The organism is Rhodopirellula maiorica SM1, from assembly GCF_000346295.1.
Classification (GTDB): Bacteria; Planctomycetota; Planctomycetia; order Pirellulales; family Pirellulaceae; genus Novipirellula; species Novipirellula maiorica.
On sequence record NZ_ANOG01000768.1, the window covers coordinates 1 to 17701 of the forward strand.

The following is a 17701-nucleotide window of genomic DNA, read 5'->3' on the forward strand; positions in this document are numbered from 1 at the left end:
CTTGCCGCGTACCAAGTATCACACGCGACCGCGCCAACCAGCTTGATCACCCCATGGAAGCAGGTTGTCGATCCACTCAACCCACCGACAACCGTGGCGAACCGTTTGGAAACGCAGAAGGCTCTGTATTGGAAAACCGCGCTCGGTACACCAACGACAACGACGTCGGACCTATTAATTGGGCTCGATCCGACACCAGCAACTGTCGCTGACGATGGGCAGGTCTTTCAGAACATACAGGCGTCACAGCGGCCAATGACTGGTGTGACGGAATACAAAGCGCAGCTCGAGGTGTCGGATGGAATCACACTCAATTCAATGACGTCATCGGGCAGCGATCTTCCCGCATTACAAACTGCGTTAGAAGGCATCGTTCGTACAAGCGACGCGCCGGGTGGCTTCGCGTCGTATATCGGATACAAGATCATCGACGATCATGTAGCGTCGACATCATTCCTTACGGCGGGCGTGCATGTTGTCAAAACCGACGGCTCCATCCAAACGTATTTCAATAATTTGCGTCCAGAACGAATCCTGTTGTATCCCACCAGTTCGAATACCCCCATCTCGGTGGGATTCTTGGAAGGAACAGACCTGACGTTCTCCGATAGCACTGTCGCGACGGCCGATCCCGACTTGGACATTAACATTCAAATCGTCGACGGCGGCGGTACGCTCAGCACTGTCAGTTCTCCGGCAAATATCGCCGGTCTTAACGCCGAGCTGGGAGCCTTGACCTACACGCCACCCGATTCGACTCCACGCCGTGTTGTCATTAAGTTGACGATCAGCGGTCCCGACGACATGGGAATAGTTGGCGTTCGAGCGATCGCCATTCGCACGTTGATCCTCGACGCGGGCCCAAAGTTTGTTCGCCGCGGCCTGGCAAGAGCGCTGAATACGCCCGCCAGCCTGACCGCTCTAAAAAATGCGGTGGCCGACACCCAGACGGCGATAACAGACATTGGTGGCTTGACGGCTCAAAAGGGCGCGTTGAAAAACGCCGTCGATAAGAATCTATCGATCAGCAATACCGTCCTTCGCGCTGACCTGGCACTCGACGCACCCAACGCCGCATTGAATACCAAGATCGCCGACATCAGAACAGAACTGACGGGCTATGCAAGTCATCCGAAGTATCAGTTCATCAAGACGGATTCGGCATCACAAACGGTAGACCAGATCGCGTCGTCGATTCCGGCGAACCCAGCTACGACCAGTGCGATAGATCAGTTTGAGGATAAATATGATGAGTGTAAAGTCCTTTTGGCAGCCGAATTGGTCAAGGTCATTGAGGTAAGGGACGGCACGGGCGATCCGCCCACCGCGATGTTTGCACTTGCCAATAGAATCAAGACGTCACTACACGAACGGCGCGAGAAATTTGTTGACCAGCTAAAGCGAGCTAAGACTGCCCACGAATCCAAGTTTGATACAACGAAGCCCCCAGACGATTCGGCAAAAGACGCGATGGACACACTCTTCTTAGCCACGGGCAACGTAAGTAATAGTCTGTTGTTCCGGATAAATGAGTTCAACAAGACGCTGAAGTCAGACTCGACGATCACTCAAGTTCAAGACAGTGAATCAACGATTGATAAGCTGTACCAATTGGCCGTTCATATCCTGGGCGATAAACCTGCCGAACCCGATTTGACGGACGATGCCAAGGACGCGGTGAGCCTGATCAAAGCTCGCTGGGAGGCAGCCAAAGTGTCTGTCTCCGGGTTCGGCGGCGCTATCACCGATCCTCTTGGTGGCACCGATCCGACTGTCACCACAGCGCAAGACATTTTGCGCAGGCTGCTGGCCACCGGTGGGCAATTGAGCGTGGCCGACGCACGGATCGTCTTAAATGTCATCAACAAGGAGTCACAGCTGTGGGCGCAGATCATTGCCGCACTCAACCCGGACCGTCGCAGCGACATTCTCGCGGACTTTCGTAATTTTCGAAACGTTTCGATTGTTCCCCGCGTTGATGTTTGGGTCTTTCGCTCGCAAGCCAACGTCTTTGGTTGGAACTCGCCGGGAAAACTCGTAAAGAAACCATTCGGAACGCCCCCGATTGATCAGGTTGTGCTAGATCGCGACGCAGCAGATTTGTTACCCGTTGAAAAGAAAGACGAAATCTGTCTCGATGGAAAACTCAAAGACACGCTTTCCGGCACGCCGATTGGTATCCGCCGTGAAAACGACGATGACCCGCAACCTTACTGGATTGAACGAGTCAGCTTTGCGCCGAGGACGGAATATGAACTGAGCGGCGACACGACCCAGGTGAAGCTTCGAACGGAATGGTGGAGCGACCTACCGGCCAGTCCCTTGCACGATCAGTTCAAGACTATCCGAAAAACCAAAGTCTGGTGCAACGCGGAACGTCTGGAGTTGGCGGAGTCGATCTTGTCAGACGACACCCTTCATTTTCGCGTCGCCACACCCATCACGCTGCCAATCCTGGAACTCAACGACTTCTACCCGTTTTTTTCGGCCGGCATGCAAGTCGTGGTCAGCGGCATTCCGGCGCCCGACGCATTACCGCGGGACATCCGCCGTCCAACGCGTGAAGATCCCGATGCAAACATCCAATCGGAAGTCGCCACCGTCGTCCAAGTTTTTCACGACTTCAATGAATCATTGTACGGCGACCCGATGAGAACGAAGGTCACGTTGCTTCAACCTATCAAGCAAGACTATTGGCGCGACACGGTTCGGATTGCCGCGAACGTTGTTTCCGCGACACACGGCGAGACCGTTCTCGAAACGTTAGGAGGCGGCGACGCGCGGCGACGCTTCCAACGATTCACATTGAATTCGTCTCCACTGACACGATTGCCGACAGCTGACATCGATGGGCAAGCGGAACAGATCGACCTTTTTGTCAACAAGATTCATTGGCAGTCGACCGATCGATTGCTTCAACATGATGGACAGAGCGATCGGTACGAGATTCGATCGACACGCGAAGGGACAACGCGGGTCCAATTTGGCGACGGAGTCCACGGTAGTCGACTAGCTTCGGGCCAAGACAATGTGCGAACCAGCTATCGCATTGGAATTGGCAGGGCCGGCAACGTCGACGTGGATCGGATCGATCAATTGCCGGCACCACCGCTGGGAGTCCGAGCCGTAAGCAATCCGGTCGCAGGTGACGGCGGCGCTGACCCGGATAGCGTTCGCCAATCGAAACCGCGAATTCCGCTCGCACCGATTCGTGCTGCGAGACTGATTTCCCAACGCGATTACGAAAGCTTTGCCCTGCTCTTCGCCGGCGTCGACAAGGCCCGGGCCATCGCGGACAACGGAGCGGTGCGGTTGGTCGTCGGCGGAATCGAGCCGGGGCCATTGAGAATCGACGGACTGCTGATGCATAGCCTGATCGAAGCGATCGGGCGTTATGGTGATCCCAACGTCCCTGTGATCGTGGTTCCGCATTCGGGAAAGTTGCTGTATGTCGAGGCCACTTTGCAGATCGATCCGCGTGCGCCATTCAAGTTAGTCAAAGCCGCTGTAAGAGCAAGGCTGGTCGAAAACTTTGGCTACCATAAGGCTCGTCTCGGCCAGGGAATCCTTGCGTCAGACGTTGTCGACACGATCCAGAGTGTTGAGCACGTCGACTTCGTTAAATTGACACGCTTCGACGGCATCACAGCCGAAGAAGCGGGGCAGGATGATCCGACCAGTTCCGTCCGATTACGTTCACGTGTTCCCGTTGAGCCGGGCGAGGTTTGTTACGTGGCCTACTCAGTCGACAACACCATCGTGTTGGAGCCTGCCTCATGAACGCACACCGCACCTCATTGCAGCGACTGTTGCCTTCCGTCTACCTGTTGCGCGACGCCGAACACGGAGGCCCCCTGGCGGATTTGTTGTCGGTCTTGGCCGAACAAGTGGAAATCGTGGAGGCGAATATCGGGCAGTTGTACGACGATTTGTTCATCGAAACCTGCCAAGGGTGGGCCGTACCTTATCACGGTGATTTGGTGGGCATTCGACCGGCATCAACGATCGGATCGAATGTTGACACCTCAGCGAATCGGCTGCTGTTTCCTCGGCGGGAAGTCGCCGATGCCATTCGATTGGAAGGACGAAAGGGAACGCTTGCGGTCCTGGAGGAACTTGCCGACGCGACCGCGAACTGGCCTGCACGCGCTGTCGAGTACTACGCACAAGTCACCACATTTCAAGCGAGCCAGAACGCCGATCCCGCGATGGGAGGAACAATCAACGTGCGAGGAAACACGGCGGAATTGCGACGGATCGGGACTCCTTTTAACTCCGCCCCTCACTTGATTGATTCCCGCATGCCGACCCAACCGCCGGTTCGCATGTTTGACAATCGAGGGCTTTTTCATCCCCTCCATGTCGGTTTGCTGATCTGGCGACTTGGTCTCTACAAGCTGTCTCGTGGTGAAACGCGGTGTGTGTGTGCCAAGACTGTGCAAACGGACGATAATGCGTGGGAATTGCGCGTCCACACCTTCGATTCGTTTGGTCTGCAGTGGCCGCTGGCCATCAAACCCGTCGACGAGACGGATGAGACCCAAATCGCGGACGAGCAGCATGTCCCAGGTCCTCTAACGCTGCGCGCCTTTACTGCGGAAAACGGCGGCGTATCTGAAGATTGTTACGGCCGCGAAAAAAGTGTCGGGCTTTGGACGCACATCGCAAGCGGCGATCCGCAGTTTGTTGATGCCGAACAAATCATTCCACGCGACCTATCGTGGCTGATGCGACGATGTTGTGGTGGTAACGATGGTGACGCCGGCTCTTGCATGCAGATGCGAAGCCAACTCGTCGAACAATTGAGCCCTCAGGTCGACGATGAACCGCCGAAGGTGTTCGCTGTCGATCCTGAACACGGAATCATCGCGTTCGCCGCTCAACAGGCAACTCTCGAGAAACTCAAAGTCAAAGCGACGTATCACTACAATTTTTCGGCCGCTATCGGAGGCGGACAATACCGACGCGATTCGAAACCGCGGTCGCATCAGCCGGACGTCAAAATTCAACGAATCCGCAGCGACTCGTCAGATTTGCCCCTTGCCAAGACGGCCGAATTCATTGACATCGACGGCACACTGATGGCTCGCCACGCGATCATCGAGCTTGCCGACAACGATATTTTCGAGCTGGGCACTGACCGGATTGTTATCCCCAACGGCCGCCACTTAGAGATTCGAGCAGCGGGAAATCGGCGCGCGACAATCGACCTTTGTGACAAATCGGCTTGCGATCCGGCACTGACGGTCGATTTGGGCAAACACGCTAGATTAACGCTGGAAGGACTCCGGCTGTATGGCGGAAAAATCGTCATACGCGACTACGACAGCGACGATCAACCCGTACCTCCATCGCAAATCTGTCCAACCGATTGCGAAGTACCGGTGGTGTCGCAGACGAGACGCGTCACCATCTCCCATTGCAGCTTGCTCCCCAATCCCACTCGTGAAGCGGTGGGCTGTAAGGGCAGCCAATCGGTCAGCATCGAATTCCGAATCCCCGACGGACGATTGGCCATCGATCACAGCATTGTTGGTCCGGTGCATGCCCATCTAACGGAGCAGCATCAGCCGTCACTCGTTTCCATCGAGGACAGCATCGTTGACGGACAATCGGCTGATGCGAACTTGGCAGTTGTCGGAGCCCAGGGCGCAATTTTGCGTGTCGCACGGTCGACGATCCTCGGGCGGACGCATGTGCGGCAACTGGAGATCGCATCGGATTCCATTTTTTCGTCCTGGGTAAATGTTGTACGCAAGCAGGTTGGCGGAATGCGATTCTGTTTCGTGCCGGAAAATTTCAGGCTTAGCGGCGTACCGATTTGGGAAACGCCCCAGCAATACTACTGCCAACCATCGCAAGCCTACGAAAGACAGGAGCGGCGACAAGGATGCGGCGACACCGCGCCGGACCGAAACCAGACCAATTGGGATCGGATCAAGCCGAAATTTGGCAGTCAGCGATTTGGCGATCCCGATTACTGCCAGCTTTCATTGGACTGCCCCCGAGAGATTCGTGAAGGCGCCGAAGATGGATCTGAGATGGGCGCATTTCACGATCTATTTCAACCGCAGCGGACCGCTGCGTTATCACGACGGGTTGACGAATTTACGCCGCTCGCGTTGCAAACATCACTCATTTTTGTGAATTGACAGGAGCCGGAAACATGAAAGGCGATTTCAGTCGAATTCCATTCAGCTCAAGCGAAAACGTTTCGCGAGTGTTGTTTCAACAGGGAAAGCCCTTCGTCGAAGCCGATCTGAATGAAGCGTTATCAGCTTTATTGGCGAATCAACGGAAAATCCTTAGCCGAATTCGTGCCGCCTCTAATAAAGACCATGGAGCAATCGGCAGCGGATTTGAGGCTTCGAAGTCTGATTCAAGCTTTGCTATCGCCCGCGGCGATTACCAATTCGAAGATCTGCTATTCTCCAATCCGCAAGATGCGGTTGCCAAGTCATATACGAGTTTCAACGGCGACCAGTGGATCGTTCATTTCGACGGCGAACCTTCGACGCCCGATCCGATCAAGAATGAGTCGTTCGTTATCGGGCTCGTCGCAACGGAACGACCGATGTTGATCAGCGAAATGGTCAATCGTGCATCTCAGGTTGGCTACTTGCGTTCCGGAATTCCCTGGATCGTCGATTGGAACATTTTCCTGCAACCGGCCACTGCAGATCCCGTCAATGTTAAGAATGCGATTATCGGCCTCAACAAGATTCCTACCGGCGAACCGCTCGATATCACGGTCAGCTTTAAACCAAAACTGAGTAGCGAATTCGACAATCGACTTTGGCGAATCGAGGTGCACGACGTCGATAAGAATTCGACCGAGGTCGAGCTTAAACTGGCCATCGATAACGCGTCAAAAGTCTTTCGTGCCAACAAGAGCACCAACGTCCAGCTTGAACGCTTCAACGCGGAATTGCCTCGCAAAGGAGAGCAGGTTGAAGCTGAATCGTCAGGCAGCTGGCTCCAACCGCCCGGCGTGCTTCACGAGATCACCCAGTTGACTGAGCACCGGGACGGAATCATCGCCGGCTCCGAAGCGATTGCCGACGAAATCTCGGCGAACAACACCGACCAAGTGCGCGTCTGGCAAAGCAAGGCAAAAATTGAGGTCGCGAAACTGCTTGTGACGACAGACGGAGCGGAGTTCAAGCTGCCCCCCGGACGTCAAGGTGACAAATACACCGTAACCGTACACGTAAACGTGGCCGATCCCAACGACCCCAATGCCGCGTCTAACGCACTTGAACTGATCCGCCTCCGAGATGGATGGACGTTCCGCAGTGACCAGGTTGCATCGCCAGAACAGCTTGCGAAAACGAACTTTTCGCCGACACTGATTTCCGGCACTCGACAACCCGTGTTTTACGCGGCCTTGGGCACGGTCACGTTCGACGGAAACGGCAACGTTTCGGGTAATATCGGCAATACGGATTTTCGCCCAATCGTTGTGGCTGGACTCGCAGAGCCGGCATTGAATCTCGTTCGTTCGTACGATTCCAAGCACGGCTCAAACCCAACGCGGGTCGGAGACGATTCAGTTGCTGCATCGATCTCCTGTCATCGCCTCTTTCCGGAACTCGAGAACGTCGGAGTCCAGCGGTGGTTGGCAAGCACGACGCTGGGCGAGATTGCGCATCTAAGTAAAGACGACCTTCGATCACGAATCGAAGCCGATTGCGATTCAAATGACATCGCATCCACGCTTGATAGCGACTTGGACTTGATTGTCGCCAAGCGTCATCACCTGCTTACAACGACGACCTTCTCATAGGGCATCCCGCGGTGGAGAACGACATGAAAATTACATCAGAGCTCAGCCTGGAAGAGTTCCGCGAGGAGATGCAGCACCGTGTGGTGAAGTATCCTTTGAACTCGCGGCCAGTCAAGGAAGCGTTGCGGTTTGCTAAGACGCATGAGGATCCGGCGTTCTATCGCATTGCTTCCGACAAGATACACGCTCAGCGACAGTTCCAGCGTGAACTGTATGGACCAGGTCGGCTTGAGCGGTTGGTCGATTTCTTTGCGTTTGGGTCGCTTAAAGAAGTGGTAGTCACATTGCTGCTTGTTGGTAGTGGGGTCGTTGGACTTGACGTCGCCAAACGCACGATGCGTGGTGATCCGGATGAGGAGATTTACGCTCATATGGACGTGAATGCGCTGGCGGACCGATTGGGGCTCGCGTTAGGAACGAACCGCGGGGGCGGAACGGTGAATGCTTCAATTACCGGTCCTAGTCGGCCGCTGGGAGTCCTTCAATTGACGCCAGGAGCTGACGAATCAAACGCACGTCTTTCGGACGCGGATGTGGCTCGAATCGCCGATGCTGTGTTGCAACGTTTAACAGCACGCACATTGCAAACGGACAACATCACGATGGAGACTGGCGAGAAGAACCTGGATCCCATCGCGGTGAATACCGAAGTGGATCGACAACGGGTCAAAGGTGTCGACAAGTCGCCGTCGCTTGTCGTCGTATCTGACGAATCCAGCAGGAACCCTTAAATGAGTATGGACTGATGACTCGAGTTGTGACAACCACTGCGGTTGCGACGCCGATTCCGGTGCGCACTGTCATGTGGCAAACGTACGACGATGGCGGCTGGAAAGCGCTGGACGACGCTCGGTTCGCAAAAGCTAAGCGTTACTTCACGCTGGCCCAAGGGTACACCACGCATTTTCCCGCTGATGATTATCACCATGGACGAACTGAGACTGGACTCGCTTGGGGCGAATATCGACTGGCTAAGCGTGAGGCGGACTCGAAACAGTCTGTCGATCCTGAGGCGATGTACCGAGGATTGGCTCTAAAAACATCGCAGGCCATCGCGAAGCTTGCGAACAACGATCTAAGCGAGTCGGAAAGACCGTATTTGGCAAAAGCACATCACCTGCTCGGGCTACTGCAAATCCAATTGTGTGATGGTTTGGCAGCGGCGGCCTCTTTGTCTGCGGCAGAACAAATTTATCGAGCCTACCAAGAACGCGAATTGAGGGATGCGTACTTTGAAGTCCTTCAGCTAAAGGCGAAACTGCGGCAATGCCGACGTGAGTTTGCGGAGGCAAGCGGTATTTTCCGCACAATCATGGACGAGGCGCCAGATGTCGAACGACGCTTCTCGGCGTTGTTGGATCTGGCAAATACGTTGACATGGATGGGCTATGTGCGTGAGGCTTGGCAGTTGCGAATCCAATGGAAAAGACTCGCGACTCAACTAGAAAGTCGTACGACCAACCGCCCGGACGACGAAATCACGCGAGGCCAACTCGTTTTTGCTCGCATCCATATGCTGTACGGCCAGTACGCGGCAGCTGAGGAACTGCTGCGGTCAACATGCGAACGACTGAGATGCTCTTCGGATTCATCCGCCATCTGTTGGTCGGTGTACTGGATTCTTTCTGCAGAGGTTGCCCTGCAGTTGGGAAACTTGTCCAGGGTCGATACTTGCTTGAAAGAATATCAGCGGATCGTTCATCAGATCAAGTTGTCAGAAAAAGGCTACGGGTGCCTTGAGATTGTCGCGATTGATGCGGCTTGCCAAGTTTGCATATTGGAAACGTGTTCGTACGAGATCATTCGTCGTGAGTACCGGTGCATCTGCGGATGCTGGCGTGTCGTGTTTGTGCCAACGATTGTTACGGAGACAATAACCAAGCGAGAACCGATTAACTTTGCTGCGATACTGGCAGAGATCGCCAACGGTATTCGCGCCGGTGTGGAATTCCATAAGGGACGGTACACGGCCAGCGACGTTCTTGTTCGTGACAGTATCGCAGGCATCCAAAGTTTCTTACACACACAGACTCCGCTCTTGATTCCACTTCAGCTCTTACGAGCCAACGTGATGCAAGCGATAAAGGAGTCCCCGGTCAAGTATCGCCAGCAATTGAATGCAGCGAATGATATCGTTGTGGCGATCCATGCGTCACCTCATCCGTATGCCGCGGAGAGAGATCGTCTGATCGCCAACTGGTACGTTCAACTGGATCAGAACGAGCTTGCAACAAATTTGTACGCACGGTCCTTGCAACACAGCGCAAACTTCCGTAGCGAAATGCACCCAGAGCATCTGATGACTCTCATGCAATACGAGGCGGCCACCGGCACTGTATCCGTAGGCACGGATGATGATTCTACGGAGTTACCAAAATCTCAAGAGGCAATTTGGTCGCTAGTAGAAAAAATCAAATCTATCATTTCATGCCACGATTACAGGGTCGGCATGGCGATAACAAACCCAATTTGGCTGTGTTTTTACTCAGGATGTGTTGCCTCGGCGCAACGAGGCTTCCGTCGCGTTTTTAACTATTGGACTGATCGAAACGGGGCGATTGGATTGGAGTTGCCAGATACACGACAGGCGGATGCGCTGCTGGGATTATTACTGACGTCGATCGAAATGGATACGCCGCCCGAGGCACTTGATTTTGCTGCCTACCGCAATCTAGCAACGCGTGAGGTCAGCTCGCCGATGATCGCCTTCGAACTGAACCACGTCGGGATGCTGATGATGCGTGCAGGCTTATTCAGGGCGGCCAAATACAGCTTCGATCGATCCATCGAAATATACGCATCCCAGGATTACAGCGGTTATCACCCCACGGCTCATGAAAACCTAGCAACCTTGGCATCGCTTTCCGATGAGCCAAAGATTTGTCCATAGTTTCCAATTACTAGCTCCAAAACGAGGAGACCCAGCACAATGACGTAGCAATGAACTAATTGAACGATGCAAATCAGCTGGTAACTGTCGTGAGGTGAGCGTTCGCCCCAGGCACATCAGCACATACTCTTTTTCGGAGGAAGCAGAAATGCTCAGACTGAAAGAAGCAGCGGTGCTCGGAACGGGCCTGCTGTCAGCGCGGCGAGTCATACTCGCGGGAGCCGCCGCCTTAGGGCTCTATAACTTTGGTGACGAGGGCGTTAGCTACTTGTCCACAGCTGGTCGCTTGGTCTCGGAAGAGGTCGGCGACCAAGTTCCCATTCGTTTCGAATTGGAACGGGCAAAAACAATGATTGACTCGCTCGTACCTGATATCAAGCGAAACATGATTGTGATTGCAAAGGAAGAAGTCAGTGTCGAAACGATTCGTGACGAAGTGAAATCGGCAACCGGAACGCTTCAAAAGCAACGTATGGATCTGATGACGTTGCGAGACGAAGCAGTCAAGGGATCGAAAGAGCTTCGAATCGGAAACCGGATTGCCACGGACGAGGAAGTCAGCAACGAGCTGAAGCGTCTTTTTGCCAGATTCAAGCTGGCCGAAGCCACGTTGGGCGCTAAGCAAGATCTTTTGATTAGCCGAGAAAGCTCGCTGACGGCGGCTCGTAAAAAACTTGAGTCGATGCTCAATGCTAAGCGTGATTTGGAGGTCCAGGTCGAAAACCTCGAGGCACGTCTCACTACGGTGCAAGGCGACGCCGTCTCGAGAAATGTCGACTTCGATGAAAGCAATCTGGCGAGATGTCAGGAGCTAGTCGATGACCTTCGCGTGCGACTTCAAGTGGCTGAACGACTGATTGTTACGAACGGCGAAATCGAGGATCTCGCCACGACCATCACGATCGGCAACGAGGACGTGCTTGCACAGATCAATGAGTATCTAGGTAGCCGTTCGCCAAGCGACGAAGTTGCAAAAGGTATCTAGTCACTTGAAGAGCAGGGAGGACGCGGCATCAGGATTGACGTCCCTTTTTTGTGCCGCGCCCCCCTCTCGCTTCCCATGCATGAAAGCACAAATGATGACCTTGGTCAAGGATAGCCCTGGGCTCATACAGGGAGGCTGGATACCTGACTTTCCTGACGAGCGCGATCTAACATTGCATAATTGCGTTCGTTCGTTGAGAAAAGCAGTAGGCAAAATGCAATTGCTGGACTCAACTTCCGACTTGCGTGATTTTTTTCCGCCGGTGGAAGACCAAGGGGCAACGATGGCGACAACTGCGTACTCTTGCGGTAGCCTCGTCGAGTATTTTAATCGGCGATGTCGAGGAAAGCTGTTGCCGGTCTCCAAGACATTTCTCTACGACGCTTCTCGTCGAATGCATAATGTTCACGGTGACTGTGGCGTCTCGATTCGGCAAGTGCTCAGGACACTCGTTCGAGTCGGTGTTCCGCCTCAGCTTTGTTCGCATCCGCAGACCGCCTTAAGAGGTGACCTGTCCTACGATCCATTGCTATACGCATTCGCTCGCGACTACGTCGGGATTCGGTACTATCGAATTGAGCCGTATCGAAAGCAAAATCAATTGCAGGTTGTGAAATCGCTATTGTCGATAGGAGTACCGTGCGTATTTGGCATGCCACTTTGCTCAGCAATTTTAACGGATCCGAGAATTGATTACCGCAACTGTGCCAATGAAGTGATCGGCGGTGTTACGGGAGTGATGGTCGGATACGACGATGATTTTCGCATTTCTTCGCGCGGGGCTCTGCTCTTCCGTAGTACCTGGGGCGTTGATTGGGGCGACTCTGGATACGGATGGATTAGCTATCGAATGCTCGAAGCTGGGCTCGTTCAAGATCTGTGGACAATTTTTGCTCCCAACTGGAGCGGAAACGGAAACTTTTCCTTCGTCAGCTGATTGCCCCCTTCCCAATCACTAACGCAGCGTTTTTAGCCAGGTGGCGACTTTGTCGGGGGTGAAGCCTTGGGGGCCGGGGGCGCCGGGGTCGAGGATGCGGCCGTTGGTGTCGATCACGACGAGGCGGATCGGCCAACCGGCATAGGCGGCATTGACGCGATTGTCCACGCCGTCCATTACCGTCGGGAACGATAACGATAAGGTTCGTTCGCAAGTGGCTGCATGCTCTCGACGTAACGCCAAGTTGTTCGTCTGGACAAACGTTTGCAATTCCTCTTCACCCGCTGCCGTCTTGACCTGGATCTTGGAATCCGGGTGCGCCTCACGAATGTAAACCATCAGAAAATTCGCGTTGTCTTTGTGCTGCTGGTACAACTGCTCGACTTGCTGAACTCGCTGGCGAAATGGCGAACAACTGATGCTGCCAAACACCAACACCACCGGTTTGTCGCGATACAATTCCGATAACTTCACCGTGCCTTCGCCTCCGACACGTGGTAGCGTAAAATCGGGAGCTCGATCGCCCGCTTGTAAGGCCTCGGGTTGCCGCTCTTGCTTCGCCGCCGGCGCGACATATTCGCCCGGTTTTGACGCAGCCCCACGGACACGTCGTTTTGAAAAATTCGACTCAAACTCGGATCGAGTTAATTTTCCGTCAGAATCCTGATCCCAATCACCGAACATTGCCTTGAGCTTCGCGGGCGCTTCGCGTTTGTCGATCACGCCATTGCGATCCCGGTCCATCCGCCGAAACATCGTTTGAGCTTGATCGGACGAACGCGGCCGCTGCGCCTCGGCGCTGCATGGCAATAGCACAAACCCGATCGTCAAAAACACAAAAAGTCGCTGTCGCATGATCAATCTCCCAAAACCGGTATAAAGACCTTCGGAACAGTCGCCGCACGGCTTAGATTTCCCAACTCAAGCGAAACTCACGGCCGAGAGAGTCCTTGGCTTCCATCGTTTGATCACGCGGTTGATCCAAGAAGCGGGGAAGGACACTCATCACCGATTCAACCATCCGCAACTCGCCGCTACTCAAACCGCTTGCGTATTCGCCATGATCCATTTTAATGACCAAGGGATAGGCCTCGGCGTCTGCGACAGACCAGTGATTTTGTTCTAAGTGCCAAAAATCAATAGGCACCATATCAAACGCTTCACCGAACTGAATTGAGATCGCAACCAGCTTTTCCATCGGACATTCTTGCTGGAGAAACTTCCTGGCTTGCTTGACGTTCTCTATCAACGACAGCCCGAGCACCTGCCCTAATTGTCCCATCACCGTAATGCCCCAACTCGGCTCGCCGCTTTCAAGATACTCCAACCGGATCAAGTTATCTCCGCCGACCATTTTCCACGGCGCTGCTTTGTAGAACCGTGCGGCAGCATCGTAATAGCGTTCCATCAACTCGTTTGTCACGCCTTCGGTTTTAGCCAACGGCACTTCACCCTCGCCCGAACTCAGTAGAAAATTCGAAATAAGTTCGTCGAAGCCGGCTGCGACTTGCTGATCGCCAGTAATTACTTTGAGTGAATCGCTATAGCGGGTGAGTGGCTCGGCCGACATTCGCGGATCAAGAATGACGCTTTCGGGGCGACGAGGCTGCCCCACCATCGGATTCGCCATCGTCTCGACGAGCACCTGCCATTGCCGCTCGGCCGATGGCAACTCTACGGAACTGTCGGTGCCGACAACACACCCACTGTTTGAATCAAGTATCAATTGCAAGTACGCACGGTAGGGAGTCGCACGATCGGCAATCCACAGCGGCGGCTGGAAAAGACCTACCCACCACTGCTGGTCGCTCTGCGGCAACTCCGAAACATCGACCACATCCGTTCCGCTACGGGTATCACCAGAACGAGGATCAAGCTGTCTCGCCAGAGCGTCTAATGATTCACTGATACGTGATTTCTCATCGGCATCAAGTGGACGATGCTCGCAATTGACTCCGTAAGTTCCCACCGTTTTCGCGAGTGTCTTCACGTCGGACTTTGTCGGAACCAGTAGCACAGCCGGTTTCCTTGGTCGACCTACCATCGGATCACAGACCGAATCCAACATGAAATCACGAAGCTCTTTTGCTTTGGGCCGATTGTCAAAGCGAACCACCGCGATCGGCGTCAAATCCTCGAGTAACACACCGAGATACGAACCATCTTGGCATCGATGCAAGTGATACTGCCACGTCATTTTACCTTGCGGCAAGTCCAGGGCTTGGTCCAGATCCCCCGCTCCGCTTTGAACATCGCCAGCATCACAGGACGAGGAAGCCGGACGTGATAAGTTCACATCGAGAGTCTCGCGAATCCAGCGTGTGGTGCCTTCGACGGTGCGAACTCCGGGCAGCAAATACTCGGCTATCATAACCGCCTCTTCATCCTCGCGATCCAAACCGAGAACCTCAGTGTCCAAGGCAGGCAACGGCTCGAGTCCTACCAAATAGCGAGTCACGTTTGGCTTGGATTTGTGTGCCGCTTTGAGCAATTCGGTCGCTTTGGCCGTGTCCCCTTCGGATTGAAAAAGATAGATCGGCTTGGCGAACAGGAACGGCCCAAATGGGTCGTTCGGAAAACGATCAAAAAGCGTCTCGAGCTCTTCATACCAACGCAGTCGTAGATAAAGGCCGAGCAACGAGAATCGCAGGCCAACGCGATCGGACGGATCTTCATCCAAACCGGGAACCATGATTTCGGCCGCATCGGACAAACGAGAATCATCGACCAACCGAGTCCCCATTCGACCTCGCATGAATGGCATTTCATCTTGTACCCGCTTTCGTGGCTTCGATTCCGCCGCCTTGCTTGCCCGGCGATACCACTGGACCCGATCCTCTACTGACTCGGCAAAGTCCCCCAACGTGATCAACGCGTCCACCGATTCCGGATCGATCTCAATCGCTTGCTTTGCAGCAGTCGCATAGTCTGGATCCATACCATCTTCGGATTCAAACGCATACAACACGCGTGCTGCCTTGGGTGACGAAAGCGGATACGTTTCTTCTGGGGACCTCGACTCGTCAATCTCGTTGTCGGCAATCGCATCCAACAGTCTCATGGTTTCTTCCATCGGCCCCATGTCGCCTTCCACGGCTGCCTGTTGCGCGAACATCAGCATCTCTACGATTCCAGGCGGAGCCCCGGATCGGAGCAACTCATCACGGTCAAACAGCGGAAGATCGTTGGCAATTCCGTCAGCACGGCGAGCAACTTGTTGCTTCCGCCGCATCTTTGCTTTACTTTTCTTCGCTTTATTCTTTCGACGTGACATACCAACCGTCTTGTAGTAGAAGAATTTAATTTGCTTGGTTTCATCCTGCGTGAAAGAACCTCTCCGGTCCTCGATGGATGAGTGAACACCAGCATCAGTCAATTCTACGACCGAGACTCGTCGGCGAACACATCACGCCGCCGATACCCGGTCCCCAAAGGCGAGCCCGGCGCCTAAATGCGAGTCCGGTCCCTAAATGCGCGCCTGGCGCCATCGAGCTTTGCCGCTAATGGATCTGCTATCGAGTGGTGCGGCAAAAAGCGGTCCGCTTCAAAGCCACCGTTTCGCGAGCGAACGAGCGTGCGAGCGAATCGTCGCGACGAGGCCAAAAGCGAGCACCCGATGAATAGGAGGCGGGATCAGAATGGCTTGCGAGCCTCACTGCACAAAAAAAGGCATCGAGCTTAAAACTCGATGTCCTTTATCTGCTGATTTAGTACCGAAGGAGGGACTCGAACCCTCACTGGATTGCTCCAACTGGATTTTGAATCCAGCGCGTCTGCCAATTCCGCCACTTCGGCTTCTCTCTACTAATGTGCTAAATATCGCACGTTTCGCCAAGTCCCCTTAACGAAAACCCTGTTTTTAAATGCAAAACATCACTCGCTGTTGGACTTGGGATTCGCAAAAGTATCGGATCCAAGCCCCGAGCATGCAAGTCCCCTAAAACCACCAAAATCAGACTCGCCTCGATCGCGGCCCTGATCAACTCGAATCAATAACCGCTCACAGCTTTGGGGGCAGCTCGCTCGAGCTTTACGCCGGCTTGCTCGCCAGTTTCTCGATCGTCTCGAACTCTTTCTTCTTCACCGGCTGGACACTCAGCCGGCTGCCCTTTTGCAGCAGCACCATCCCCTTCAGCCCCGCTCGCTCTCGCAATTCCGCCAGCGTCACTGGACGATCAAACTTTTTCTCTAGCTTGATGTCGACCAAGTACCAACGCGGATTCTCAGGATCCGATTTTTCGTCGAAATACTTACTCTTGCGATCGAACTGGAATGGATCCGGATAACCACTCTTGCTGACCACCGCAGTCCCCACCACCGCAGGCACCTTGCACGCCGAGTGATAGAACAACACGCGGTCGCCGACTTGGATGTCATCTCGCAGCATATTTCTTGCTTGATAGTTGCGGACGCCTTCCCAACACGTCGTTTGATCGGGCTGGTCCGCCAAATCGTCAATTGAAAAGGTGGTCGGTTCGGACTTCATCAACCAGTAATTAATCGTCATCGCGTGAAACAAATCCTTTGCAGTCGCCGAATCGTGCCGGCAGTCAATGGTTGAGGTGGCTGTGAACTTGTGAGGCTTGGGTGATCTGTCCACCCAAGATCTTTTTTTGCAATTTTGGTGTAACGCAAAGCCGATAACAACCATAGCGCTGGGAAAAGCGCTGTTGCGAAAGCATTCGCTTGGTGACTGATGATCAGTCGCCAATCCATTGCGGGCCAGGGAACGGGCCATGTCATGTCCGTTCACCTTCTATCGAAAGGCTCGCCACCGATGAATGCCGATACCCTCCATGCCGCATTAGGCATCACCTTTACCGCCGTTTGGCTTGTCGTCGGACAAATCCTGGTCGGCAGCCGCTGAGCAGCGAGCCAAGAATCAGCGAGGAAATCTCATTTGCCGCCAGTGAGCCCCTGGTAGACCCAAGGCTGTTGATTCAATGAAGTTTCCTATGGCAAGGGGTGGCTAATGGACTACCTCGTCCGTCATTGGTGTATTCGACGGACTAGGAAGTCCGTCGTACAACTAAATCAACAGCCTGATAGCCAAAACGCAACGCTGTGAAGCGTTTTTCGTAGCGAAACTCGCAGAGAGTTTCG

General features: G+C 54.0%; 11 protein-coding genes and 1 tRNA gene. 8 read left to right on the plus strand and 4 right to left on the minus strand.

What is annotated here, in order from left to right:
* From RMSM_RS41280 to RMSM_RS42980, 7 genes are all read left to right on the plus strand, one after another.
* A partial coding sequence (locus RMSM_RS41280; protein ID WP_040769309.1) for a baseplate J/gp47 family protein occupies positions 1 to 3780 on the plus strand: 3780 nt, incomplete at its 5' end.
* On the plus strand, positions 3777 to 6152 hold the full coding sequence (locus RMSM_RS24865; protein ID WP_008703036.1) for a hypothetical protein: 2376 nt from the start codon (positions 3777 to 3779) through the stop codon (positions 6150 to 6152). The genes RMSM_RS41280 and RMSM_RS24865, both read left to right, overlap by 4 nt.
* A gap of 14 nt (positions 6153 to 6166) precedes the next feature.
* On the plus strand, positions 6167 to 7786 hold the full coding sequence (locus RMSM_RS24870; RefSeq protein ID WP_008703038.1) for a hypothetical protein: 1620 nt from the start codon (positions 6167 to 6169) through the stop codon (positions 7784 to 7786).
* Positions 7787 to 7809: 23 nt separating this feature from the next.
* Positions 7810 to 8517, plus strand: a complete 708-nt coding sequence (locus RMSM_RS24875; RefSeq protein WP_040769310.1) for a hypothetical protein — start codon at positions 7810 to 7812, stop codon at positions 8515 to 8517.
* A gap of 14 nt (positions 8518 to 8531) precedes the next feature.
* A complete protein-coding gene (locus RMSM_RS24880; protein ID WP_008703042.1) occupies positions 8532 to 10676 on the plus strand; it encodes a tetratricopeptide repeat protein in 2145 nt (714 codons plus the stop codon).
* Positions 10677 to 10824: 148 nt separating this feature from the next.
* Complete coding sequence (locus tag RMSM_RS24885; protein ID WP_008703044.1) at positions 10825 to 11661, plus strand: hypothetical protein; 837 nt, start codon at positions 10825 to 10827, stop codon at positions 11659 to 11661.
* Between the two features lie 394 nt (positions 11662 to 12055).
* Positions 12056 to 12598: a C1 family peptidase gene (locus RMSM_RS42980; RefSeq protein ID WP_144057937.1), complete on the plus strand. Its 543-nt coding sequence runs from the start codon at positions 12056 to 12058 to the stop codon at positions 12596 to 12598.
* A gap of 18 nt (positions 12599 to 12616) precedes the next feature.
* Here RMSM_RS42980 and RMSM_RS37320 read toward each other — a convergent pair whose 3' ends face one another.
* From RMSM_RS37320 to RMSM_RS24915, 4 genes are all read right to left on the minus strand, one after another.
* A complete protein-coding gene (locus RMSM_RS37320; RefSeq protein WP_008703050.1) occupies positions 12617 to 13453 on the minus strand; it encodes a deiodinase-like protein in 837 nt (278 codons plus the stop codon).
* 52 nt (positions 13454 to 13505) lie between these two features.
* Entirely contained in the window at positions 13506 to 15872 is a 2367-nt protein-coding gene (locus RMSM_RS24905) for a tetratricopeptide repeat protein (RefSeq protein WP_008703052.1), read from the minus strand.
* A 437-nt stretch (positions 15873 to 16309) separates the two neighbouring features.
* A tRNA-Leu gene (locus RMSM_RS24910) sits at positions 16310 to 16393 on the minus strand.
* Positions 16394 to 16628: 235 nt separating this feature from the next.
* Positions 16629 to 17105 carry an EVE domain-containing protein gene (locus RMSM_RS24915; protein WP_236622293.1) on the minus strand — a complete coding sequence of 159 codons (477 nt, stop codon included), beginning with the start codon at positions 17103 to 17105 and terminating at the stop codon, positions 16629 to 16631.
* A gap of 234 nt (positions 17106 to 17339) precedes the next feature.
* Here RMSM_RS24915 and RMSM_RS43475 point away from each other — a divergent pair, with 234 nt between their 5' ends.
* Entirely contained in the window at positions 17340 to 17465 is a 126-nt protein-coding gene (locus RMSM_RS43475; RefSeq protein WP_261340350.1) for a hypothetical protein, read from the plus strand.
* The last annotated feature ends 236 nt before the right edge of the window (positions 17466 to 17701 follow it).